The organism is Mucilaginibacter sp. (assembly GCF_025362475.1).
In the GTDB taxonomy this organism is placed as follows: Bacteria; Bacteroidota; Bacteroidia; order Sphingobacteriales; family Sphingobacteriaceae; genus Mucilaginibacter.
Genome location: NZ_JANYGH010000040.1, coordinates 22,956 through 48,143 on the forward strand (window position 1 = coordinate 22,956; position 25,188 = coordinate 48,143).

Annotated in this window: 23 protein-coding genes; 19 read left to right on the forward strand and 4 right to left on the reverse strand. The window is 39.0% G+C overall.

Translation table 11 applies throughout. The features are described 5' to 3' along the window. Window positions 1–55 precede the first annotated feature (55 nt). Together Q0R88_RS13755 and Q0R88_RS13760 are read right to left on the reverse strand one after the other, a co-directional pair. On the reverse strand, window positions 56–2,173 hold the full coding sequence (locus Q0R88_RS13755; protein ID WP_295716964.1) for an alpha-L-fucosidase: 2,118 nt from the start codon (window positions 2,171–2,173) through the stop codon (window positions 56–58). 10 nt (window positions 2,174–2,183) lie between these two features. Then, on the reverse strand, window positions 2,184–4,484 hold the full coding sequence (locus Q0R88_RS13760; RefSeq protein WP_295716966.1) for a family 20 glycosylhydrolase: 2,301 nt from the start codon (window positions 4,482–4,484) through the stop codon (window positions 2,184–2,186). A gap of 464 nt (window positions 4,485–4,948) precedes the next feature. Here Q0R88_RS13760 and Q0R88_RS13765 point away from each other — a divergent pair, with 464 nt between their 5' ends. Then, window positions 4,949–5,272, forward strand: a complete 324-nt coding sequence (locus Q0R88_RS13765) for a hypothetical protein (protein ID WP_295716967.1) — start codon at window positions 4,949–4,951, stop codon at window positions 5,270–5,272. Window positions 5,273–5,277: 5 nt separating this feature from the next. On the opposite strand, the gene Q0R88_RS13770 is transcribed toward Q0R88_RS13765, so the two are convergent. Beyond that, window positions 5,278–5,976, reverse strand: a complete 699-nt coding sequence (locus Q0R88_RS13770; RefSeq protein WP_295716968.1) for a uracil-DNA glycosylase family protein — start codon at window positions 5,974–5,976, stop codon at window positions 5,278–5,280. 76 nt (window positions 5,977–6,052) lie between these two features. Here Q0R88_RS13770 and Q0R88_RS13775 point away from each other — a divergent pair, with 76 nt between their 5' ends. Beyond that, entirely contained in the window at window positions 6,053–6,679 is a 627-nt protein-coding gene (locus Q0R88_RS13775; RefSeq protein ID WP_295716970.1) for a LysE family translocator, read from the forward strand. Between the two features lie 58 nt (window positions 6,680–6,737). Here Q0R88_RS13775 and Q0R88_RS13780 read toward each other — a convergent pair whose 3' ends face one another. After that, a complete protein-coding gene (locus Q0R88_RS13780; protein WP_295716971.1) occupies window positions 6,738–8,366 on the reverse strand; it encodes a carboxylesterase family protein in 1,629 nt (542 codons plus the stop codon). A gap of 134 nt (window positions 8,367–8,500) precedes the next feature. Between Q0R88_RS13780 and Q0R88_RS13785 the strand changes: the two genes are divergently transcribed. The 17 genes from Q0R88_RS13785 to Q0R88_RS13865 all read left to right on the forward strand — a co-directional run bounded on the left by Q0R88_RS13785 (window position 8,501) and on the right by Q0R88_RS13865 (window position 25,176). Then, on the forward strand, window positions 8,501–9,232 hold the full coding sequence (locus tag Q0R88_RS13785; RefSeq protein WP_295716972.1) for an NUDIX domain-containing protein: 732 nt from the start codon (window positions 8,501–8,503) through the stop codon (window positions 9,230–9,232). A 114-nt stretch (window positions 9,233–9,346) separates the two neighbouring features. Next, window positions 9,347–9,778, forward strand: coding sequence for a VOC family protein (locus Q0R88_RS13790; RefSeq protein ID WP_295716974.1), 432 nt, complete (start codon window positions 9,347–9,349; stop codon window positions 9,776–9,778). A gap of 11 nt (window positions 9,779–9,789) precedes the next feature. Next, the gene (locus tag Q0R88_RS13795; protein WP_295716978.1) at window positions 9,790–10,188 is read left to right on the forward strand and encodes a DoxX family protein; all 399 of its coding nucleotides are present in this window, start codon (window positions 9,790–9,792) and stop codon (window positions 10,186–10,188) included. Window positions 10,189–10,205: 17 nt separating this feature from the next. Next, the gene (locus tag Q0R88_RS13800; RefSeq protein WP_295716980.1) at window positions 10,206–10,595 is read left to right on the forward strand and encodes a DoxX family protein; all 390 of its coding nucleotides are present in this window, start codon (window positions 10,206–10,208) and stop codon (window positions 10,593–10,595) included. A 33-nt stretch (window positions 10,596–10,628) separates the two neighbouring features. Further along, window positions 10,629–10,850, forward strand: a complete 222-nt coding sequence (locus tag Q0R88_RS13805) for a hypothetical protein (protein WP_295716982.1) — start codon at window positions 10,629–10,631, stop codon at window positions 10,848–10,850. A gap of 59 nt (window positions 10,851–10,909) precedes the next feature. After that, window positions 10,910–11,296 (forward strand): VOC family protein, encoded by a 387-nt coding sequence (locus Q0R88_RS13810; RefSeq protein ID WP_295716984.1) that lies wholly within the window; start codon window positions 10,910–10,912, stop codon window positions 11,294–11,296. Between the two features lie 648 nt (window positions 11,297–11,944). Then, on the forward strand, window positions 11,945–12,331 hold the full coding sequence (locus Q0R88_RS13815) for a response regulator (RefSeq protein ID WP_295716986.1): 387 nt from the start codon (window positions 11,945–11,947) through the stop codon (window positions 12,329–12,331). Next, window positions 12,312–13,400, forward strand: a complete 1,089-nt coding sequence (locus Q0R88_RS13820; RefSeq protein WP_295716987.1) for a sugar transferase — start codon at window positions 12,312–12,314, stop codon at window positions 13,398–13,400. The genes Q0R88_RS13815 and Q0R88_RS13820 overlap by 20 nt, the downstream gene beginning before the upstream one ends. Window positions 13,401–13,403: 3 nt before the next feature. Then, window positions 13,404–14,084, forward strand: coding sequence for a TolC family protein (locus Q0R88_RS13825; RefSeq protein ID WP_295716989.1), 681 nt, complete (start codon window positions 13,404–13,406; stop codon window positions 14,082–14,084). A gap of 2 nt (window positions 14,085–14,086) precedes the next feature. Continuing rightward, the gene (locus tag Q0R88_RS13830; protein ID WP_295716990.1) at window positions 14,087–16,243 is read left to right on the forward strand and encodes an AAA family ATPase; all 2,157 of its coding nucleotides are present in this window, start codon (window positions 14,087–14,089) and stop codon (window positions 16,241–16,243) included. A gap of 58 nt (window positions 16,244–16,301) precedes the next feature. Further along, window positions 16,302–16,439 (forward strand): hypothetical protein, encoded by a 138-nt coding sequence (locus Q0R88_RS13835; protein WP_295716992.1) that lies wholly within the window; start codon window positions 16,302–16,304, stop codon window positions 16,437–16,439. Between the two features lie 18 nt (window positions 16,440–16,457). Next, the gene (locus Q0R88_RS13840; protein ID WP_295716994.1) at window positions 16,458–17,972 is read left to right on the forward strand and encodes an O-antigen ligase family protein; all 1,515 of its coding nucleotides are present in this window, start codon (window positions 16,458–16,460) and stop codon (window positions 17,970–17,972) included. 11 nt (window positions 17,973–17,983) lie between these two features. After that, window positions 17,984–18,598 (forward strand): acyltransferase, encoded by a 615-nt coding sequence (locus tag Q0R88_RS13845; protein ID WP_295716996.1) that lies wholly within the window; start codon window positions 17,984–17,986, stop codon window positions 18,596–18,598. Between the two features lie 10 nt (window positions 18,599–18,608). Then, window positions 18,609–19,961, forward strand: coding sequence for an oligosaccharide flippase family protein (locus tag Q0R88_RS13850; protein WP_295716997.1), 1,353 nt, complete (start codon window positions 18,609–18,611; stop codon window positions 19,959–19,961). Between the two features lies 1 nt (window position 19,962). Continuing rightward, window positions 19,963–21,183, forward strand: a complete 1,221-nt coding sequence (locus tag Q0R88_RS13855) for a glycosyltransferase (RefSeq protein ID WP_295716998.1) — start codon at window positions 19,963–19,965, stop codon at window positions 21,181–21,183. Window positions 21,184–21,237: 54 nt separating this feature from the next. Further along, on the forward strand, window positions 21,238–22,425 hold the full coding sequence (locus tag Q0R88_RS13860; protein ID WP_295716999.1) for a glycosyltransferase family 2 protein: 1,188 nt from the start codon (window positions 21,238–21,240) through the stop codon (window positions 22,423–22,425). A 93-nt stretch (window positions 22,426–22,518) separates the two neighbouring features. Further along, window positions 22,519–25,176 carry an amino acid adenylation domain-containing protein gene (locus Q0R88_RS13865; RefSeq protein ID WP_295717000.1) on the forward strand — a complete coding sequence of 886 codons (2,658 nt, stop codon included), beginning with the start codon at window positions 22,519–22,521 and terminating at the stop codon, window positions 25,174–25,176. Window positions 25,177–25,188 lie beyond the last annotated feature (12 nt).

The following is a 25,188-nucleotide window of genomic DNA, read 5'->3' on the forward strand; positions in this document are numbered from 1 at the left end:
TAGTGCTGTGGTTTATAATATTTTTCAAACCTAAATCACAGCACATAATAGTTTATTAATAAACGCTTAATTCGGCTACAGTAATACCATTACCTGCAATTACTCTTGTAGCCTCAAATTTAAAATATCTTGCGTTAACGGGTTTGCTCAAAACCACAGGCTGCTCAATTGGATTTGACTTGATATTGGAGAACTCGCCTGATGCTGCTTTAATCCACTCCTTGCCATCGTTACTGATGTAAAACACATAGCTATCAACAATTCCGTCGGCTTGTTTATCCTGCCTTGGTAAATAGCCAAAGGCTTTAATATCATGAGCTTTACCCATATCAATCGTTATTTGTTGTGGATAAATGGCAGCATCTTTTTGCAATGTGCTATACAATGTGCCGGGATGTTCATCTATAGCATTTTCGGGCCGGTTGCCGTTATCATTGGCGGCAGCAGCGCCCAAAACTTTCCAATCAGCTTTAGCATAGCCCAACGATATAAATGTTACATCACTTTTTTGTGATTTACCTTCAAAACTCCTTGCCTTAACTACTCCATCATCAATTACCGTAAATGGTTTTGTATATAATGGCGAACTTTGTGTTGGGTCCTGCCCGTTTAAAGTATAACGAATTGCACTTACGGGTGCTTCGGTGGTAATACTTACCTCACCTTTTTTATTCCGAACTATTTTTGGAACTGTCAGGTGCACCGGCTCCTTAAATAATCCAATATCACTTAAAGCAATAGATACGGGGGATTTGGTCACTCTTATCCTGATTTTATTTGAAATTATATTCTGCGTTAAGCGGATCAGCCTGTTTCCACCAATACTTGTTGCGGTGCCTATTTGCTGCCATTTGCCATTTATATAAGCATCCACCTCCAAAGCCTCAATACGTTGGCCCAATTTAATATTTTCGCGCAGCCTCATCACATTAAAGGTTTTAGGCGCATGCAAATCAATAACCACATTGGCTGCTGTTACCTTATCATCTGTAGCCCAATAACTATAACGATCATTATCAACCAAAAACTGCGGACCATATTTAGCTTTGTTGCCACCACGCACATTGCTTGCCGTAATGGTTGCCCCCTTTGCCAGGTTAACAGCAAAAGTTTGTTTCAATAGTTTACCAAATTCGGTAAGTGATTTAACGTCAATCTCGTTTACTATTCCCCGCGGATCAGGAGACAAACCCAAATCAAGCGCCGCACCGCGACCTACACTTTTATAATAAAGATCAAGCAAGGTATATGGCGATTTTACGCCATCATCCTGGGTTTTGTGGTAAAACCAGCCTGGCCTTAATGATACATCGCACTCTGCGGGCATCCAGTAATCGCCATTATGGGTTCCTTCTGTTCCTTCGTAATCTTTAACAAAGCCATTGCCCGGTTTCTTACCTTCTTCGGGGGCATGCGGAGTATATGTTGCCCAGCAGGTTTCGCCGGCATGACCTTCCTCGTTACCAACCCAACGTACATCGGGGCCAACATCGCCAAATATAACCGCATTGGGCTGTAGTTTACGGGTAATTGCCCAGGTTGTATCCCAGCCATAATAAGTGGAACGATCAATCTTTCTTACTTCCCGTTTGCCACCATAATAGCCATCGCCACCATTAGCACCATCATGCCATGAAATAAAAAGCGGACCATAATTGGTATACAGTTCTTTCAGTTGCTCGCGATAGATCTTTATATATTCGGCCGTACCATAGTTAGGGTTGTTTCTATCCCATGGAGAGCAATAAACACCTAACTGCATGCCTAATTTATCGCAAGCCTCACGGTATTCTTTCATCATATCGCCCTTACCGTTTTTGTATGGGCTTTTTGAAATATTATGCTCAGTTGTTTTTGTTGGCCAAATGCAAAAACCATCATGGTGCTTGGCTACAACCACCACACCTTTAAAACCACCAGCCTTGGCAGCCGCTACTATCTGTAACGCGCTAAATTGCGAAGGGTTAATGAGCTTTGGATCTTCATCTCCATAGCCCCACTCCTTATTGGTATACACATCAACACCATAGTGAATAATGCAATACATTTCCATCTGCTGCCAGTTTAACTGCCCCTTTGTAGGCAAAACACCATAAGGTTTGGGCGCGGTTTGGCTAAAACCTTTTAGGTGGATAATAAGTAATAATAAAGCTATGCCTGTAAACTTCTTCATAAATGGATATTTAATTTTTAAACCAATCGGCCGGTACATCCTGCGGAGCAGAACCATTAACACTGTATTTTAATTTCAAGGTAAAACCACCTCCACCTTCAATAAAATCAAGTTTGAAGGGGTGCGCTCCCATCTTTAAAGCAATTTGCCCGCTGCGTTCCTGGGCAGAGTGGTTACCATCGTTATTTACAACCACATTGGGGCCTACGTTTAATACACCACCATCATCGCAGGTTAAATAAAAACTATAAATACCATCAGCGGGTACATCAATGTATCCCTTATAAGTAATGCCAAATGAGGGCGCCTTTACTGTAGCGGGTACTTCAATTTTATCAGATACAAAAACACTATCGGCTTTGGCATCCTTCATTAAAGCCGTTTCTTTAAAATAGGCTTTATAGTAAGTGCAAGCCAATCCCGCTTTGGGTGGGTTTATTTTTACAGCACCAAGCATATGTTGTTGGGTATAGTTAAGGCTATAAACATCCCCACGGGTACCTGTTGGTGTAAAGGCTGCAACTTTTACTAACTCCGTTTTTTTGATAATTAATGGATACGGCAAAACAGGCGATTTAACATCGGGCAAAGTACCATCGGTGGTGTAACGGAGTGTCAGACTTTTTAATGGTGAGGTGATGCTTAATTTGCCTTCATCTGTAAATGCGTATTCGTTTAAAAGGTTAGGCAGATCAGGCAAACGATAATTGATCTTCAAGGCGTCCATTCTGCTATATTGCTGCACCAGGCGCTCTAAATAAGAATCATATTTGTCTTGTTTATTCGTCCACAGCAATTCTGCCAGTGCAGTCATCCTTGGCATATACATATAATCGGCGCGGCGCTCTGACGGGATTTGTTCTGTCCAGATGTTTGCCTGCGCTCCTATTATCGACTTCGCTTCTTCGGCATTTAAAACCTGTGGGATAGGATTAAAATGATAAACCTTATAAATAGAATACTGATCGGCCTGGTTATCAAAGTATAAAGGTTCGCCAGGTGTCATGATCACCGTATTTCCATTTTTAACCGCTTTTACCGGAGCCTGAGGTACCCAGGTACGCCAATACATTACAATTGCAGTTGGACTGATACCGCCTTCTATTATCTCATCCCATCCTATTAATTTACGGCCTTTTGAGTTAAAAAACTTCTCCATCCGGTTAATGAAATAGCTTTGTAGCGCGGGCAGATCTTTGATACCCTCGCGCTCCATCAGGGCTTTACAGGCATCAGATTTGCCCCAGTCAGTACGGTCAACTTCATCGCCACCAATGTGGATGTATTTGGATGGAAAGATGTCCATTATTTCGCTGAACACGTTTTGGGCAAATTCAAATGTAGTTTCGTTACATGGGCAAATAGGTTTGGTAAAAAGCGTACCCCATTTATTTTCGCCGTTGCAGGTTAAAAACGGGTATGAGTTAATTGCCGCCATCATGTGCCCGGGCATATCAATTTCGGGGATGATATCAATGTGCTTTGCAGTTGCATAGGCCACAATCCCTTTCATCTCCTGCTGGGTATAGAAACCACCATACAGGGTTTTACCACCGCGCTGAATGATGTGCTCTTTATCAATAATAAAATCCGGATTATCTTTAGCGCGTTTCATACATGACGAATCCTGGTTGTTGAATGTACGCCATGCCCCTTCTTCGGTTAGTTTGGGATATTTTTTTATTTCGATGCGCCAGCCCTGGTCGTCAGTTAAATGCAGGTGCAGCTTGTTCATTTTATAAAGCGCCATCCTGTCAATAAACTTTTTGAGATAGCTTACCGAGAAGAAGTGACGGGAAACATCTAAATGCATGCCCCGCCATTCGTAAGCTGGTTGATCTTGTATAGCTACTGCGGGTAAAGTTAATTGCTTATGAAGCATGCCTGTTTCAACAGAAACCGGCAGTAATTGCCGTATAGTTTCCACCGCATGAAAAACTCCGGCGCCGTCCTTCGCTCTGATTACTACTTCATTTTGAGTTATATTTAAGGTATATGTTTCTGACGCAGTAATGCTGGCATCGTAAATCAATTTTATAGCATGAGACTTATTAACTTTACTCAACAATAACGGTTTGCCTAAACCCCTTTGCAGTATATTGTTGAGCTCTAAAGCTTCACGGCCAAATTCTTTAGCTATTACAATTGGTGTTTTTGATGTTATAATAAAAGAGCCACTCCCCATAACCAGTTGATTTGGATAAGGAATTAAAGGAAACTTAGTGGCATCCTGCGCATTTGATGTAACAGAGGCGCATACTAATAATATCACCAGCTTAAAAGGAGTAAGTTTTTTAGCAAAAGCTATCATTGATGGTTTGTTTTATTAATAAAGTTCTGAAATAAATCTGATCGATCAGCCTACCAAAATAAAGCAAACAACTATGTTTTTATGGGTGCGATAATCGATGGTAATTATTTTATAAACATATCAAAACTTTTTAATTTTATTGTAAAAGTTAATAAAATGTTACGAAATTACTGTATGCAAAGTATAGCTATTAATGCCTGGTTAAAATTCAATCTGGTTGGAAAATCATTCTGATCAGGCTAAAATCAAACTCGTGGCCATGAAGTTAAAGAATTACCTAAGCTTTTTTTTCACAATCAACTTTAACTGTTTTTGATTGTCGCTAATTAAAACAAATTCTATCAATCTAAACCAGTAAAAAGTAGTTAACAAATGGATATAATCGGGCACTGTAGCTCATGTTATTTAGCGTCAATTCGTAACAATCGCGGCATTGCTGTGTTTAATAATTAAATATATTAATCATGATAACAAGTGGCGTAACATTCGGTATAAACAAAGAAGACGGAACTCATATCACCATTGCAATAGATCCGGCGGATATCAATAAGGTTGAAGGTAATAATGCAGGCACCTATAAACTATATAAAGAAATTGACAGCTCGAAAACTTTTGATAAAGGATATTTGGGCGCCATATTTTTAGATGATGCAGATCCCGGTTATCACTATTCCGGCGGTACAGAATTAACGGATTTTGAATTAAAGCAATTGGCCAAACTCATCAGGGAGTATCATGCTACTGGTAAAGAGTTTGATGACCATCATCGCGATATCAGCTCGAAATAAATTGGTTAAATTATAGCCGCATTAAATTTTTCAAGGTATTTGGCTATATAATCCTGTTTTGTTTTTGATTTGTATTGCATTATAAAGCGGGGATGTTCAAGGGCGATGATCTGCTTAAAGAATTTCTTTTCTTCATTTAGCTTTTGCAAAAAAGCCTCGTTCTTTCCTGTGCCGAAGCAAAAGCAAATATCAGTTTCGAAACCCAGGTCTATTTGTTTTTGAATATTTTCAACGATAAAAGGATACACCGCTTTGGTTAACGCCGGCGTATCATAGTAATTATAATTTACCTCCTTACCTGCAGTACCGGTTATTGTAAAACCAAGCGGACAAACCGAATGGATATAAAACTGCTGATAAAACGCTGCAATACCACCAAAAGCGTTGATCACCTCATACACATACTCTGATGATGGCTCGTGGGTTATAGGGCCATTATATGGGATATGGCATTGATTGATCATCCGTTTAGGATCCGTAAAGGCAACACCCGTCATTCCTGAACCAAACCTCCCGGGATTTATGCCAAGGATTAAATGCCTTGGATGGTTATCGTTATAATACTTATTGTAAAACTGAGATGAAACGTCAAATGCAAAATCATTATCCCTAAAGGGATTCATGATACTGATTCCGGGTGGAAGAATGCCCCTATATTCAAGCTGTTTATTAAAATTGATTATCCTATCTGCGAATGTGCTCATATCAAATGCTAACCTATTAAAAATTAGTAAAAAGCAAAAAGCTTTCTTTAAGTTCTCATATAATTACCTTTGCATTATGGGAATCATCAACTTCACTGCTTTTCTGCTAACATCTTTCCTGTTTATAATATCTCCTGGCATCGACACTATTTTTGTGCTCAATAAAGCTATTGCCCAGGGAAAAAAGTCTGGTATTTACTCAACATTAGGTATTACTACAGGTGTGCTTGTGCATACCACCCTGGCCGCTTTTGGATTGTCGCTAATACTTTCGCAATCGGCAATGGCATTTAGTTTTGTTAAATATGCGGGCGCCGCTTATTTAGTTTGCCTGGGGATTGCCAAATTATTTTCAAAGAATGAAGTTGTACAACAAGATATACCTGCTTTACCTGAACCTGTAAGGAAAACATATTTATCTGCCGTGCTTACCAATGCGTTAAATCCCAAAGTGGCCATTTTCTTCCTGGCTTTCTTTCCGCAGTTTATACAGCCTGCCTACATCCATGATGCATTACCTTTTGTATTGCTTGGGGCTACCTATGCTTTGACGAGTTTAGTATGGTTTATAATACTCACTTTTTTTGCTGGTTCATTGTCAATCCGGTTAAAGCAACGCCCTTTATTTGGCGTTTGGCTTAATAAATTCTCGGCTGTAGTTTTTGTGCTGATGGGCGTTAAAATCGCGTTAACAAAAAGGTAAAAAAAATCCCGGCGCCCCCACAGCAACCGGGATCATTAAATCACCCTGCACAAAATTGTTATTTCATGTACTCCTGATCAAGAAACAAATACCTGGCCCTGTCATTTTCAGTTTTCTGCTCACTTTTTACATTGATATCCATAAACTTAACCGGGCTTTTACCAGTATTGGCATCCCATTTGGGCAAACCAGATCCGTTTGGATTACCGGTTTTAATAAAGTTGGCAAAGTAGTTTTCCATGGTTTCTGATACCTTGTAGTCATCAGGTGTCCAGGCGTACACTTTGTTACTCGCCAGGTTACCCATGGCGTATTCAATTTCTGATGCATGCGCAGCGCCAATTTGCGCCGGTGCTTTTGGAGCAGGTTTCGCAGCGTCTCCTTTCACAACTCCCCCGGCAAGACCCGGTGTGGCATTACCCATTTGCGCAGTCATGGCCGGGCGGATACGGGAAAAGCAATAACGATAAACCGGTTTGCCGCCTGTCTGAATTTGCAAATCGGCCCATTTCCAGGTGCTGTATACAATAAACCTATCACTTGATAATGCTGTAGCCGATTTAATAACTTCCTCATCTGTTGAGGCGGGATATAATTTCATCGCCTCATCAGCCTTATCACCATATGTAGTTGCAAGCGTCTTTTTGTAATTCTCCAATGTTGGTGCATCGGCACGCATTAAAAACTGGTATGGTACTTCGGCCGAATTCCATCCAACCAGGATAGGTATTTTAGCTTGTTCGCCTGCTTCAAAAATAGCAGGTAATGATTTTGACAATAAATAACCATCAATTGTAGGCGTCATTGGCGTTGAGCCTGGTTTAAAAACAGCGTCGAGCAGATCTGCCGCGGATATTGCCCTTAATTCAGCCAATGAACCGGCTTTTACATGGGCGGCAAACGTTACTCCATTTTTCTCGGCATCGGCCAGTGGTATGGAGTTTAATGTTGGTTTTATACCCGCGCCGCTTTCGCCGATTGCGCCCATAATCAGGTCTTTTGATAACGGCGATGCCATTTGTACCGATACAGATATAGAACCTGCCGACTCACCTGCTATAGTTACATGTTTAGGGTCGCCACCAAATTTGGCTACGTTTTTTTGAACCCACAGTAAGGCCGCGTTTTGATCAAGATATCCATAGTTGCCTGATGAATGATTAGGCGACTCTTTGGTTAATTCGGGGTGCGAAAAAAAGCCAAAAACACCTAATCTGTAATTCACGGTAAGCACAACGATACCTTTTTTAGCCATACTTTCACCATCATAACGAGGTTCAGATCCATCACCGGCAGCAAGGCCTCCCCCATAAAAATAAACAAGTACCGGTAATTTTTCTTTCATGGTTTTAGCAGGCGTCCAAACGTTAAGGTACAAGCAATCTTCGCTCATACCCGAAGAACGGAACCCCATATCGCCAAAGATTGGACGTTGCATTGGGTTGTTTCCAAAATGATCGGCTTTGCGCACACCATCCCAGTTTTTTGCAGGCTGTGGTTCTTTCCAGCGCAAATCGCCAACGGGTGGTTGGGCAAACGGAATTCCTTTAAAAACAGTGATAGGCGAGCCTGTATCTTTTATTCCCTCCAGGGTACCATTCTCAACGGTTACCTGGTTTGTTTGTGCAATTACCTCTACAGTGGCAATTTGTACCAGCAGTAGTACTGCTAAAAATGGTTTCATCATATGGGTATAATTAAGTTTTTTGGTTTAATACGAAGATAAGATATCTTATTGTATCATTTTGTTACAATAGTAATTAATTTTATCCGGGGGTAACATTTTTTTTTGTTATTTGCTGTAAGTTTTATTTATAATGTATGAGTAACAAATTCAGAAACCAGGAAGCTAATGCCCACGGCCATGGTTATTTACCCGGTTTGGCTATTGATGCTGTTATTTTTGGTTTTCATGATAATCAGCTAAAGGTATTGCTGCTCACCTACAAAAACACAGGTCTGTTTGCCTTACCGGGTGGTTTTGTACACGATACTGAGGATGTAAACGAAGCGGCCCGCCGGGTTTTGTTTGACCGTACAGGCTTAACCAATATCTTTTTGGATCAGTTTTATGTTTTTGGCGATAAAAGCCGGCACGATACTGCCCCGCTGAAGGCGATCATGGCAGTTAGAGGGGTTACACCGCCGGATGACCATTGGCTGCTGAAACGCTTTGTATCTGTTGGCTATTATGCCCTGGTTGATTTTACAAAAGCTATCCCCACTCCCGACAGTATATCTGATAGCTGCGATTGGTTTGGTTTGGATAATTTACCCGAGCTGATGCAGGATCATAACCTCATCATTAAAAAAGCGCTGGAAACTTTACAGGCAAACCTCGATCAAAAACTTATCGGCTTTAATTTATTAACCGATGACTTTACCATGGGCGATTTGCAAAGTCTGTATGAAACAATTTTAAATAAGAAACTTATCCGCGCAGCTTTCCAGCGTAAAATACTGGGCCTGGGGATATTAGAGCGAACCGCAAAAAAATGGACCGGTGGAGCCCATAAAGCCCCTTATTTATATAGATTCATATCTGAAAAATAATTTCTGTCATAATTTAACCCCATAATTGTCGTATTCTGCCCTGTTTAATTATCTTTAATCGCAGTAAATTTACTTCTGTAAATCACAAAAAATTATAAACTAAAAACCTTAAAAATGGCAACACTTAATCCGTACTTAAATTTCCCCGGCAATACCGAGGAAGCTTTCAATTTTTACAAATCAATTTTTGGTGGTGAGTTTCTGACCGTAATGCGCTTTAAAGATTCTCCCGAGGCAGGGCATATAGCCGAAGAAGATAAAGAAAAACTGATGCATATAGCGCTCCCAATTGGCAAAGGCAACATACTAATGGCTACAGATAGTGTTGGCGAAATGGGCATGGGCTATAAACAAGGCAACAATTTTCACCTATCTTTAACTGCAGAAAGCGAAGAAGAAGCAAACACATTATTCAATGCTTTATCTGCAGGTGGCAATATAATGGTTCCACTTTCTCCAGCTTCATGGGGCGATCTTTTCGGATGGTTTTCTGATAAATTTGGTATTTCATGGATGGTAAGCTATTCACCTAACCGCCCGCAGTAAATATTGATAATATGAGCGCGAAAACAATTAAGATCACCTATTGGATATTAACCGTTTTACTTGCTTTATCAATGGCCGGGGATGGTTACGGCGGCGTTACAAAACAACAGGCAGGTGTTGACGTATTGCAACACCTGGGTTACCCGGTTTATTTCATGGTTATTGTTGGGGTTGCCAAGCTATTGGGTGTAATTGCCATATTACAAAACAAATTCAAAGCAATAAAAGAATGGGCATATGCCGGTTTCGCTTTTAATTTCCTTGGAGCAATTGCATCCAGAGCTTTTGTTGGTGATGGCCCGGCCGATCTTATACCGCCAATTGTAATAGTTGTATTTTTATTTGCAACCTACTATTTCTGGAAAAAGTTCAACCAAATTGAAGTAAATCCTAAAACTAAAAATCAATAATAATTTAACTTTAAAACATGAAGATCGCAGTAATTATTGTACGTACCCTTGTTGCCTTAATGTTCCTGTTTGCTTCGGTAAGCTGGTTTTTAATGGTCTATTTTCATGCATTCCAGATGCCACCTGTAACCGGCAACATGAAAGTGTTTAATGACGGACTTGAGGCTTCGGGCTACTTAATGATGCTTATAAAAATAACAGAGTTGGTTTGTGCATTATTTTTGTTATTCGGCAGATACGTTGCGCTGGCTTTGGTAGTTCTGTTCCCGGTAATGCTAAATATTGTGTTAGTCAACGCATTTTTGGCACCTTCGGGCCTTACCAGTGTAATCCCGTTGCTACTTGGGGTTTTATTCCTGGCCTATACCCAGCGCGATAAATACGCGCCCTTGTTCGTTTCAAAATAAGCACCTTACTCACGGAATAAAAAACAAACTATTATGACGGTAGAAGTTTTTAAAACCAATGTAAACAAGCGCAAATACGCTAAAATTTTATTAGATCACATTCATAAAACATTCTCGGGCTATAATGCCAATTTTGATCTTGATGATTGCGATAATATTTTGCGTGTACAGTGTAAAAAGGGCACTATCAGATCGAAGGCATTGATCCTTTTTTTAAAAGATTTTGGTTATCACGCTGAGGTACTGGTAGATTAATCCCTACCATGCAAAACAAAAACCAACTTGACTAATTGTTATAATAAAGGAGAACTATTATGTTAAAAGACAGTAAAGCATTTAGCGGATTTTCTGTAAACGACACTGCAAAAGCCAAAGAGTTTTATGGTCAAATCCTCGGACTCGAAGTAAAGAACGAAGCAATGGGAGGTTTAATAAGTTTGCAACTTACCGGTGAAAACTATATCATCATATATCCAAAGCCCAACCACGTGCCTGCCACTTTTACCATACTCAATTTCCCTGTAAATGATGTGGAAAAAACAGTTGATGAACTTACAGCACGTGGTGTAAAATTCATTGTTTATAACGAGGAAAATTTTAAAACCAATGAAAAAGGAATATTTACGGCCGGCGGCCCTACCATTGCCTGGTTTAAAGATCCAGCAGGTAATATTTTATCCGTTATCGAACAAAAAAATTAATTGAATATCTTATTCTTATTAAATAGTAAAAGTTCCTTAAGCCAGCTTAAGGAACTTTTACTATTATCATCAAATATTGCCTCAATACTCCATTGAGTTTTAGTGGACGACTTTTTAAAAACCACACCTGAGGCAGCAAGGCGTTGATATCCCCACCTGTACATCTGTAGAAAACACAACAGCGGCTAAAGCTTAACTTCAAAATACCTTTAATAGCAATCAGGCAAAAACTTGCCCAATTTATAAGTTTTAACCCCAAACGGGAATATATTCCACAATAGGGAAAATAAACCAATATAATACGTTACTTATAACCCATAATTAGTCAATTTTAAACACTGCGGGCAACTGGCATATTTGCTTAATAGTAAATAAAATAATCGTATATAAATATAGTAAGCATTTTATATGTATTTTCGGTACAGTAATTGTTTACATGGATTAAATCACTACATCAGGTTAAACATTTTATGAATATTTACAAAAAACAAAACTCTGTGCATTGTTTTAACGTACACCTATTAGCTTTGCAAATCATTAAATTAAATATTCATTTGCAAAAACCCTAAAGCCTGATCTACTTATTAAATTGATAACAATTACATGCATATAACTGCTTTTTAATTCAGATCCACCCCAATCAATAACATGAAGAGAACCTTACTAATTGTCGATGACGATTTAAGCATACTAAAATTACTCAATTTTATTCTTTCTAAAGATTATGATGTTGTTGTTAAAAACAATGGCATCGATGCCTTTGGTTGGTTGGAGGATGGCAATATGCCCGACTTGATACTTTCTGATCTTCAAATGCCTTATTTTGATGGCCAGTCATTTGCTAAAAATGTTAAGATAAGTGGTTTTTATCGCGACATTCCTGTTCTGTTATTATCTGCTGCTCATGATCTGGATGAGCAGGTAAGCAATATGCCATTTAAAATCGATGGATATATGCACAAACCATTTAAACCTAACGAGCTAAAATCAGCCATTAATCAACTCTTACAAGTTTATGAATCACCAAACGTCTGATTGGAACGAAAACTCCGGTTCGCACATTAAGATCGCTTACGCTGGGTTGGCTTTAAAAGACCTTATATTAACCGGCCTTAGTAATTTCAATATCCATCTTAACGATTCTATTGCCGAACTTGACCGTTATCTGGGCGAGCAGTCTATTTTAACAGTTCCGGATATTATCCTGATGGAAGTAGATGCTCATGGAAAATGCTTTGCTTTGGTTGAAGAAATTAAAAAAAGCTTTTTACTCAATGGCTCTATCATTGTTTTACTATCTGTTCAAAACGATAATACCCTTAAGAAAAAGGCGATGCAGCTGAAGGTGCATGATTTTTATAGCCTCCCATTTTCTATTGATGACCTGCGCGAAAGATTAAATTTCCTGGTAACCTTTAAGCTGATAAAACCAAGGTTACTTGAACTTTCAAAAGAGGTTGATACTACTTATAAAATGCCGTTTGGAAAACGCATTATTGACCTTACCATATCAGGTTCGATGTTGTTTTTCCTATCTCCACTTTACCTGCTTATAGCGATAGCTATAAAGCTTGATTCAAAAGGGCCGGTGCTTTATAAAAGTAAGCGCGTTGGCACAGGCTACAAAGTATTTGATTTTTACAAATTCCGATCGATGAGGACTGATGCGGATCAGCTATTGGCTCAATTATCAACAGAGAATAATCAATACGCAACAGAAGGAGGAGGCGGCAATAAAGCTGCGTTTGTTAAAATTAAAAACGATCCGCGTATAACAAAGCTTGGCAACTTTTTACGCAACTCCAGCTTAGATGAACTTCCGCAGCTCTTTAATATATTAGTTGGCGATATGTCTGTAGTTGGCAATAGACCATTACCTGTTTATGAAGCCGAAATGTTAACCTCGAACGAATGGTCGATGCGTTTCCTGGGCCCTGCCGGCTTAACAGGTTTGTGGCAAATCAGCAAACGTGGCAAAGAGGATATGTCTGAAAGAGAGCGGAAAAAACTGGATAACTTTTATGCTCAGAAGTACTCTATTTGGTTAGATTTACGGATTATTGTTGGAACGGTGCCAGCCCTCTTTCAAAAAGAAAAAGTATAAACAATGACTAAACATTTAAGAATTTTTTGTTTCTTATTAACTATCACCCTGTTTTCTAACCAATTACATGCACAGGAAACTTTTATAAACAATGTCAATTTCGCCTATCTTGATAAACTGGTAGCCGTTGCAAAAAAGAATTATCCCGAGGTTAAAGTAAGGCAAAGCCAGGTAAATGCTGCTCACAGCAATTACAATGCAACAAAATTTGCCTGGCTGGATGGATTAACGGCATCTTATATTTATAGTCCGCAAAATTTAGTTAACCAGGCGCAGCCCACCATATTTAAAGGCTACCAGCTGGCTATAACATTGAGTATCGGTCAATTACTTAAAAACCCTGCAGTTACTAATGCAGCGCATGAAACTTATAAAATTGCGCAATACCAGCAGGCTGAGTACATGCTCAACCTTGAAGCCCAGGTAAGAAAACTTTATTTTGCTTACCTTTCTGCCATGACCGAATTGAGGTTACGCTCGGGCGCCGTAACCGACGCCAGTAGCGCAGTTAAGCAATTAAAATATTCCTTTCAAAAAGGAGAAACAACTTTTCAGATCTATAATGAGCAATTAAATAGTTATTATAATCAAAATTCGTTTATGGTACAAGCTGAATTAGCAACGTGGACCACCAAAACCAATCTTGAAGAACTATTGGGTGTTAAATTAGAGGATATTAAATAAAAATGGAGATAACCAATTTTTTTAAGCTTTTAAAGAAATACAGATTAATACTAATTTTTTTACCGCTTGCAACCATAGTTGTATCATTTTACTTTGTTAAAAAACTACCGGATAACTATGTATCCCATGCGCAAATAGCAACCGGTATTATCGATGCATCGCGCCACCTGCTTGATAAGGATGCCAATACTAATGTTCAGGAACAACAGGTATTAAGTGAGTTTAGTAACCTCATGGCCATTATGAAGTTAAAGAAAATGGTTAACCAGGTTTCTTACTCGCTAATCATACATGACCTCAAGAATCCAAATGCGCCTTTTCGAAAACCCAGCAAGCAACTTGCAGAAATGCATGAATATGAACGGGAACAGGCACTAAAGGTTTTCCAGTATAAGTTTGATCACCTTGAAGCTTTATTGCTTTATAACAAACAGGAAAGCATTTTAAACGAACTGCTGCGCTCCATGAAATATGATGACGTTTCTCTGCGTAAGGAACTGTTAATATTCAGGGATGATGAAAGTGATTTTATATCCGTAAGTTTTGATTCAGAAAATCCACAATTATCCGCAACGGTGGTAAACGTATTGTGTACGCAATTTATTAGTTACTACACACAAACAGTAAAGAAAAACGAATCAAACGCGGTCGCTTTTCTATCAGAACTACTGGATCAAAAAAGGAATGCCTTAAATAATAAGACAACTCAGCTTCAAAAATACAAGATAGATAATGGCATATTAAACCTTGATGAGCAGTCAAAAGCTATTTTTAGCCAGATACTTGTTTATAATGATAAAAAACAAGAAGCCGAAAAGAATATTGCTTCATTTGAGGGTGCCCTTAAAACCATCAATGGCAAATTTGAGCCTTCGGATAGGAAATATTTAGAGTCAACCATAAGCAAATATAACCAGGCCATTACCTCAACCCAGGATGAACTTCATAACATCCAAAACAGGTATATACGCAGCAACTACGATCCTAAATATAAACCGGCATTAGATTCTGTTCAAAAAGCATTAGCATCAGAAATCAATCAATCATCAGATAAATACATAAGCAGCCCCCTTGTAGCTAAAGACGACCTGGTTAAGCAAAAATTAACACTGGAAGTATCGCGTGATCTGGCTAAATACAGCATTCAATCTATCAATAGTGAGTTATCAGATCTAAACACAAAATTTGCCCGTCTAGTACCCTTTGATGCGAAGGTTAAAACTTATGATTTTGATATCGACATCGCCAGTAAGGAATACCTGGAAGTTTTAAACAAGTACAACGAAACTAACCTTAAATCAAACTTTTCCATTAAACTGATACAGGTAGAAATAGCTGCGCCAGAAGCGCCGGAGCCGTCAAAAAAAATGCTCCTTATTGGCTTAAGCGCCGTAGCAGTGCTTTTTGTTTGCCTGTTTGTTTTGTTTTTATTGTTCTACCTTGATGATACCATTAAGGAACCTGCCGAACTGGTTAATAAAACACAATTACCATTGCTGGGATATCTTAACAGAGTACATGGATCAAACCTTGATCTTAGAAAACTTTGGGAGGTGGAGAACCGCGATAAAATGCGACAGTATAAAGAACTGTTACGATCAATAAGGTTTGAAATTGACCAGGAGCTTCGCGGAGAAAAGGTGATAGCGGTTACAAGCATGGGGGCTCATGACGGTAAAACCGTGTTTGCTACCAGCCTGGCCTACTCCTACTCCATGATCAATAAAAAAGTGTTGCTGATTGATGGAAACTTTGATAATCCCGCCCTTACACAGGCCACGCAACCTGCCTTGTTCCTGGAAGAGTATTTCAAAAACACGCCCTTTAATAACGTTGAAATAAGCAGCAGCACATCAAACGTTTTAGGTAACCATGCCGGCGATGTAACCCTACTTGAAATTGGCGACGAAATTTTCATTAAAAGCCGCTTTGATAATCTTAGATCAAAATACGATATAATAATTATTGATACAGCGCCATTAAGCTCCTTAAACAAATCAAAAGAGTGGTTGTTGTTTGCCAATAAAACAATAGCTGTTTTTGAGGCCAACAGGAGTTTAACAAATGCGCAAAAAGCTCACCTGGCATTTTTAAAAAATCTTGGCGGTAAGTTTGGCGGCTGGGTGTTAAATAAAGCAACTTTTGATCTCAAAAAGTAATAGTTACTATTACAACCATTTCTAAATTATTGTTGATACACCTTTTAGCTTTAATATTATGAGAATAGACCCTATTGAAGCAAAACCAGATCCTTTTGAAAATTTAACACCACTGCAAAACAGATCGCGTAAGGCAGCTATCGCAATAGCTTTTATAGGTGTTTTTGTTTGGGTAATAAAAATTTTGGTTTTATAATTTCCTTGTCTACCACAAATGCAGATTGATAAAACAAATAACACCGAGGCAAAAGTAACATTTGGGCAAAGGCTGCTTATCCAAAAGTTTTCTAACCCGTTTGTGCTTGTTTTTTTAGCACTAGCAGTAGTGTTTATCAGCCTGATAGTTTATAAACTCGGCATTATCGGCTTCGGCGCCATTGTAGTAATTACCTTCGGCTTACCAATTTTATTTGGTATTGTGGCCTATCCCCAATTTGGGATAACCGTATTAATAATCACCTCCTTTTTTATCAATTACGTTTCAGAATTTTTACCTGATGCGGTACCAATAGGAACCTTACTTGATGCAATAACCTACCTGCTTATTTTGGGTTTTTTTATTAAGCAAAAAAGCGAAAATAACTGGACTTACTTTAAAAACCCAATCAGTACCTTGATTATAATATGGCTGGCGTACAACCTGCTGGAGGTAGCCAATCCATCTGCCTCATCCGTACTTGCATGGATTTATACCGTGCGCACGGTTGGCTTTATTATGCTCATGTATTTTGTGTTTGTTTATCACATCCGCTCGGTTAACTTCATTAAATACGTTTTTAAACTTTGGATTTTACTTGATGTTATTGCCGCTATTTCGGCCTTTCAGCAGGAAAACTTTGGTTTTTTACCTTTTGAAAAAAAATGGCTTTACTCCGATCCTCTTAGGGTGGGTTTACTGTTTATAAACGGCCACATGCGTAAGTTCGGCATTTTTTCAGATCCGGTTACCTTCTCCTATAACATGGTTATAGGTGCCTTGTTGTGTATAGCGCTTACCATGGGTAATATAGCCACCCGTAAAAAAATAATTTTAGGTTGCACAGCAGCATTTTTTCTGTATGTGATGCTTTACTCGGGCACAAGGGCGGCCTATGTTTTGCTGCCTGCCTCGCTTGCTATATTAGCTGTGCTTAATTTTAACCGAAAGGTATTGATGTCAACTATTATAGCCGGTTTAATGCTTACTTTTTTAATTGTAGTACCAACATCAAATCCATCAATTAAAAGGTTCCAAACCGCTTTTAGCCCATCGGATGATCCTTCGTATAATGTAAGGGCCGAAAATCAGAAGCGGATAAAGCCTTTCATTTTATCTCACCCATTGGGCGGAGGCCTTGGTTCGGTAGGTATTTGGGGCAGGCGTTTCTCGCCAAATTCCATGCTGGCTAAATTTCCGCCGGATAGTGGTTTTGTGCGTGTGGCTGTTGAAATGGGCTGGGTGGGATTAATCCTTTTTTGCACACTGTTTTTTGTGGTATTACGCAGTGGGATCAACTATTTCTTCCTCATTAAAGATCCCCGGCTTAAAAACTATTGCATGGCTATGGTACTGGTAATTTTTGCCTTTAACATAGGTAATTTTCCGCAACAGGCTATTGTACAATACCCTTCAAATATTATATTTTACCTGGCAATTGCCATCATAGTAGCTTGCAAACGCCTGGATACAGTGCAACAAAAACGCCTGGAAGAAAGTAACAATATGAGTAAAGTATTATTACCACAATAGCATTAAACCAGATGTCAGTAATAACCCAAATAAAATCGAACCCCAGGTTAAAAAGTTTAGTTCATTGGATGCTGATACCTACCGGCGAATCAAGGCCAAGGCTATGGGTACGTTGGTTTATTACTCCTTTTTACCACCATCGCGGTAAAGGCGCCGTTGTAAGGTATTATGCCCGTTTAGATATATTCCCTTTCAATAAATTTTCATTAGGAAGTAAAAGCATCATTGAAGATTTCGCGACTATTAATAATGGCGTTGGAGACGTGATAATAGGCGATAATTGTGGCATCGGTATAGGCAATGTAATTATTGGCCCGGTAAATATGGGTAATTATGTAATGCTTGCTCAAAACATTGTAATATCGGGCCTTAACCACGGCTATGAGGATGTAACTCTCCCACCAAGGGTACAAAAAGTGGTAACCAAACAGATAACTATTAGCGACAATGTTTGGGTGGGTGCCAATAGCGTAATCACCGCAGGCGTAACTATAGGTAAGCATGCCATTATAGGTGCGGGCAGCGTGGTTACAAAGAATATTCCCGAATATTCCGTGGCCGTAGGTAACCCGGCAAAAGTGATTAAAAAGTACAATTTCACAACAAACAACTGGGAAAAAACGTAATAAATAATTAATGGGGGTTTTTAAAAAACTTATAAACAAGCACACTCTTTCTTTAGCAAGTAATGCCATAATGCCTGTTTTGGGCATGGCTATATTAGCACTAATGGCGCGCCATCTCACCAAAACCGACTTTGGCGATTACATTTTCTTCCTGGTTATATTCACCCTGGCAGATACCTTCAGAACAGGATTCCTGCAAACATCCCTTATAAAATACTATGCCGGTACCAGTCCCGAAAGGGCGGCAAATGTTGCTGGTTCGGCCTGGTACATCGGTTTAACTATCGTATTTACTTTTGGTTTGGGTAATTTGCTGGTATACCTTTTCTTTTGCTACTTTGGCACCAGCCCCAACATGTTTACCATATTAATGTGGTTCGGTATCACTTACCTGTGCTCGTTACCAACCGCAATAGCTACCTGGATATTACAGGCCGAGGAACGTTTTGATAAACTTTTCCTGTTACAACTTATTAACCAGGGCGGCTTCTTTATATTTATTTTACTGCTTATAGTGTTTCATCGTGCCAATTTTCAAAATGCTATTTATTGCTACTGTTTAAATAACATCATCAGCAGCTTAATCACTGTTTTTAACGGCTGGTCAAAAATAAAAACCATAAGCAGTAAAAGCTGGGCATCTGTAAAAGAACTTGCCCACTTTGGTAAATTTAGTGTAGGCACATCCATCAGCTCCTATCTGTTGCGCAGTTCTGATACCATTATCATTAAAATGATGTTTCCTGATAGCTTGCTGGGTGTTTATTATATTCCGCAGCGGTTGATGGAGATATTTGAGATTCCGTTAAGAGCATTTATTGCAACTGCATTACCTGTTATGTCGGCAGCAGTGCACCGGGAAGATAATAAGCATGTATCCTACATCATGAAAAAGTATGCAGGAATGCTTACCATCGCCCTGATACCTGTAGCTGTGGTTGCTTTTTTACTGGCCGATTTGATTATAGGTTTATTATTTGGCAGTGCCTACCAGCACTCAGATGCAGGTAATATCTTCCGCATATTTATGTGCTTTGTAATGCTGCTACCTATTGACAGGTTTTTTGGAATAACACTGGATATTATTGGAAAGCCCCATTTAAATATGATAAAGGTTTTCATCATGCTGGCCGTAAATGTAAGTGCCGATTTTGCAGGCATATTTATATTTCACAGTTTGTATGGCGTAGCAATAGCATCAATTTTCACATTTTTTGCCGGGGCTATTTTTGGTTACTGGGCACTTAAAAAACATTTAGAGTTTTCAATTAAAGATATATTCTATTTAGGATACCTTGAGTTGATAGAATTATTAGGCGTTTTTTATAATAAGATCAGAAAAAAGGAAACCGGTCAAATTTAATATGGAACTCAGGAACCGTAATATCATCATATTTTCGCAGATGCAGTTTGATGGCCGCCTTGAATCAACAAACTACACTATGGCCAGGCACCTGGCCGAGCATAACAACGTGTACTATGTAGACAGGCCTTTTACCTGGAAAGATTATATTAAATTTAAAGATACTCCAGAATTTAAGATCAGGAAGCCTCATTTCTTTTCTTCGGCGAATAGTATTATTCAAACAGAGATACCCAATCTTAAAATTGTTATATCTCCACCGGTACCATCTATTAATATGCTGCCCGAAGGAAAACTTTACCGTATCGCAGCAAGGATTAATGAATTGATAGTTGGGCGGCGACTAAAAAAAGTGATTAAAAATTTAAATATCACCGATTACATTTACATTAACTCTTACAATTACACCTACCCTACTTTTCACAACCTGATAAAGCCGGTGCTAACAGTTTATCACTGTGTTGACCCATTGGTAGAAATCTACCAAACCAAACATGGTTTAATATCTGAGGATATCGTAGTTAAAAGCGTCGACCTGGTAATTTGCACCAGTAAAGCGTTAAGGGATAATAAACTTAAATTAAACCCAAATTCGCATTTTATACCTAACGCGGCAAACATTAGCCATAGCCAAAAAGCACTTAACCCTAAATTGCCTGTTGCTGATATTTTATCAGGCATTAATAAACCTGTAATAGGTTACTTTGGCAATATTGAGCGCCGCATCGATTATAATTTACTTACAGAGCTACTGGCACAAAATCCGGATAAAAATTTCGCGTTCATCGGCCCGGTTGATGTTGATTACGTTGATATGCCCGCGTTTAAAGAAAACAACGCCTTTGTAAAAGGCGCTGTACCTTATGAGCAAATGCCGGCCGTTTTAAAGGGCTTTGATGTTGCCATTATTCCCTTTAAAAAAGATGACGTGAGCAATTCCATATTTCCGTTAAAACTATTTGAATACCTGGGTTCGGGCAAGCCAGTAGTGTCGTCTGATTTTAACAGCGACTTACAGGAATTTACCGGCGATACTGTTGTTTATTGCAAAACATCAACGGAGTTTACGCTTGCCATAAACAATGCGTTAAAGGATACACCTGAATTGCAACAAAAAAGACTTGCCGTTGCAGCAGAAAATACCTGGGAGCATAGAATTATTGAAATAGAAAAGCTTTTGGCATTAAATTTAGAAACTAACAATAACGCATTAAATTCATAATAATGCAACATTACCCTAAAAAAGACAGTAAAAGTCTTTATAACATATTAAAGCATGGAGATTATTAGGTTTATTGCTTCTTTAATAATGAGTATAGCTTTTATATATCTCGGTATATATTGTATTTATCTGTTTATATTCTCTGTATTGGGGAAATTAGTTCCCATTAAATACCCACCCGCTGCTACCTCGTTAAGTAAATTTGTTATTTATATATGCGCTTATAAAGAAGATGAAATTTTATTAAACTCGGCGGTGGGTGCATTGACACTTGATTACCCGGCTGATAAATTTCACATCTGCATTATAGCCGATTCGCTTCAACCCGAAACACTTGAAAAACTAAGAAAACTGCCCCTGCAGGTAGTGGAAGTTTTTTTTGAGAATAGCACAAAATCAAAAGCACTGAATAAAGCCATTGAAAATACTGCGGATGGCTTTGATGCGGCCATTGTATACGATATTGATAACGTTGCCGCTCCCGATTACCTTTACCAGATCAACAATTATTTACAGGCTGGTGAAAAGGTGGTTCAAGGGCACAGGATCGCAAAAAACACTAATACAAACGTTGCCATACTTGATGCGATAAGCGAAGAGATCAATAACCATATTTTCAGAAAATCGCAACGGGTATTAAACCTTTCGGCAGCCATTATTGGTTCGGGGATGGCGCTTGAATATAATTTATTTAAGGTTACCATGAGTCAAATTGATGCGGTTGGTGGCTTTGATAAAGAAATGGGGCTAATACTTACCCGTCAAAAAATAAGCGTGGCCTATGCCGAAAAAGCTTTTGTATACGATGAAAAGGTAAGCAACCCCGAGGTATTTAAAAAACAACGCAAAAGATGGCTATCTGCACAATTCAATTTATTGCGTGTATATGGCTTGAGCGGCCTTCGTGAATTATTCATGAACGGCAACTTTGATTATTTTAATGAAATATATCAAATGTCGATATTGCCACGGGTATTGATGTTGGGAATAATGCCATTTATGTTATTCATATCAATATTAACGCCTGGCATCGGCCCATCATGGCATTTATGGCTTGTAGCTACGTTATGTTGTTATATTGCTATTGTTGTTGCTATACCCGGTGATTATTTTAACAGCAAATTATTCAATGCTGCACTTAAATTGCCCCTCATATTTTTCACGATGTTATTGCTGTTGTTTAAATTAAAAGGTGCAAATAAAAAATTTATTCATACACCGCACGACCATACAGCAGTATAAATCGTAAGTATGAAAATATAAACGGTGGATATATATAGTTTAATTACGTAAATCCCTTGTTATTCAGATTAAATATTAGAAAGATACCCCAATATGGATGCTCACGAAAAAACCGATAGTTTAAGCTTATTAAACAATACCGTGGCTGATTATCCTAAAGATAAAGCGCTGCATCACCTGCTTGCCGAACAGGCATTTAAGAACCCTGATAAAATAGCTATTGTATTTGAAGATCGTTCGCTAAGCTTTAAAAACGTAAATGAAGCGGCAAACAAACTGGCTAAGCATTTACTAACATACAATATCAAAACCGGCGACATTATTGGGTTAGCACTCGACAGATCGCCTGAGATGGTAATTTCTTTGCTCGCGATCTTAAAAACAGGGGCTGCTTATGTACCTCTTGATCCCGAATACCCGAAAGACCGCGTTGAGTTTATGATGGAAGATTCAGCGGCAAAAATATTGTTGACGTCTGAAAAGTTTAAAAATCATTTTATCACGGTTGCAAAGGAGGTGTTGATAGAAGATGCTTTTGATAAATTTGATAGCTACTCTGCAGATGAGCCCGAAACAGTAGTTAGTGGAGATGATCTTGCTTATGTCTTGTTTACTTCAGGTTCCACAGGGAAACCTAAAGGCGTACAAATAAAACACCATAACCTGGTAAACTTTTTGCTGAGTATGGCCAAGGAGCCAGGCCTCACTCCTGCTGATAACCTATTGGCAGTAACTACTATATCTTTTGACATAGCTGGCCTTGAATTATTTTTACCTTTATTGGTTGGATCAAAACTTATAGTTACCGATGCCATAACTGCAAAGGATGGCCGCGCTTTGCTCGATCTGTGCAATAGCCAAAAAATTACCGTTATGCAGGCCACTCCTTACACATGGCGCGTAATGCTGGAAGCTGGCTGGGAACAGAAACTACCTCTTAAAATACTTTGCGGTGGTGAAGCTTTGCCAAAAGACCTGATCAATAAGCTGATTGCACGTAGTTTAGAATTGTGGAATATGTATGGCCCTACCGAAACTACAGTATGGTCCACAGTAAAACTGATCGTGAACGATACCGACATCACCATTGGCAAGCCAATTGATAACACACAGGTATACATACTGGATGAGACGCTTAATAACTTTACCGATGGAACCATTGGCGAAATTTATATAGGAGGTGATGGTGTTGCTAAAGGCTACTTAAACAGACCCGAACTGACTGATGAAAGATTTGTTGATGATATATTCTCGGGGATTGCGGGCAGCAAAATGTATCGTACCGGTGATTTAGGAAAAATCCGTGAAGACGGTGAGATAATTTGCCTTGGCCGGATTGACCACCAGGTGAAAGTGAGGGGTTACCGCATCGAACTTGAGGAGATAGAGCAAAATCTCATAAAAGAAGAAAATATAAAACAGGCTGTTGTTATAGCCCGCGAAGATACCCCCGGAAACCCACGTCTGGTAGCCTATGTTATTGTAAACGAACTGATAAACAGCACTGATTTAAAACAACAGTTTGATACCTGGCAGCAGGGTTTACTTGCAGCATTACCAGAGTATATGGTGCCCGATGATTTTGTGATAATGGAAGTTATACCGATAACTCCCAATGGAAAAATAGACAGGAAGGCATTACCAAAACCCGATTACGGCAATATACAACGCACAGGCGAATTTGTTGCGCCGCGAACTGCCAACGAAAAATTGGTTGCAGAAATATGGCAGCAATTGATGGGAATTGAGAACATCAGTATGGCTGATAACTTTTTTGAATTGGGTGGCAGATCATTAGTGGCTGTACAGATCATGGCACGTATTGAAAAAGAAACCGGTAAACGCCTGCCCCTGGCTACCTTGTTTGAATACGCCACCATTGAAAAACTGGCTGCAAGGCTCGAGATCGACCCGGCATCAATAACCTGGGAATCACTGGTACCTATTAAGCCAAGCGGCAGCAAAATGCCACTATACATTGTACATGGTGCCGGCTTAAACGTTTTGCTTTTTAACGCGCTGGCCATGAACATGGATGCAGAACAACCCGTGTACGGCTTACAGGCAAGAGGACTTAACGGTGTTGACGAACCATTGGATGTAATGGAAGAAATTGCCACTAATTATATAACAGAAATTGTTGCCAAAAACCCCGATGGGCCATATGCCCTTGCGGGATACTCCCTAGGCGGAATTATTGCTTTTGAAATGGCAAAACAATTAATGGCGGCCGGTAAAGAGGTGAAAATGCTGGCCATGTTTGATACTTTTGCCGAGCAATCAACCGTTAATGACCCTGCATTAAAGAGAACCATTAATAATACTACTTTCATGCTGAAGCAAATAGGCCATAGCCTTGTTTTACTTACAGAAGACCCCAAACGGACCATTGAGTATAAAAGCCTTGTTATTAAACGCAGGATCATCAAATTTTTCTGGAAGCTATTTCCTGGTAAAGATGAAAAGAAAGAAGGCTTTTTTGCTTATGATAATGAGATAGACGAAGCCAGCGAAAAGGCTTTGCGCAATTATATTTTAACACCGCTAAATATTGCAATTGAATTATTCAGAGCAAAAAAACGCACCTTTTACATGGTTGATTTTGATTTCCTGGGTTGGCGCCCCTTTGCACTAAAAGGCGTTAACGTACATGAAATACCTGGCGAACACAATACCATATTTGCACCACCAAATGATAAAGAATTTGCTGTTGTATTACAAGAGTGTTTGGATAAGGTAACAAAAAGCTAAGGTATATGTATG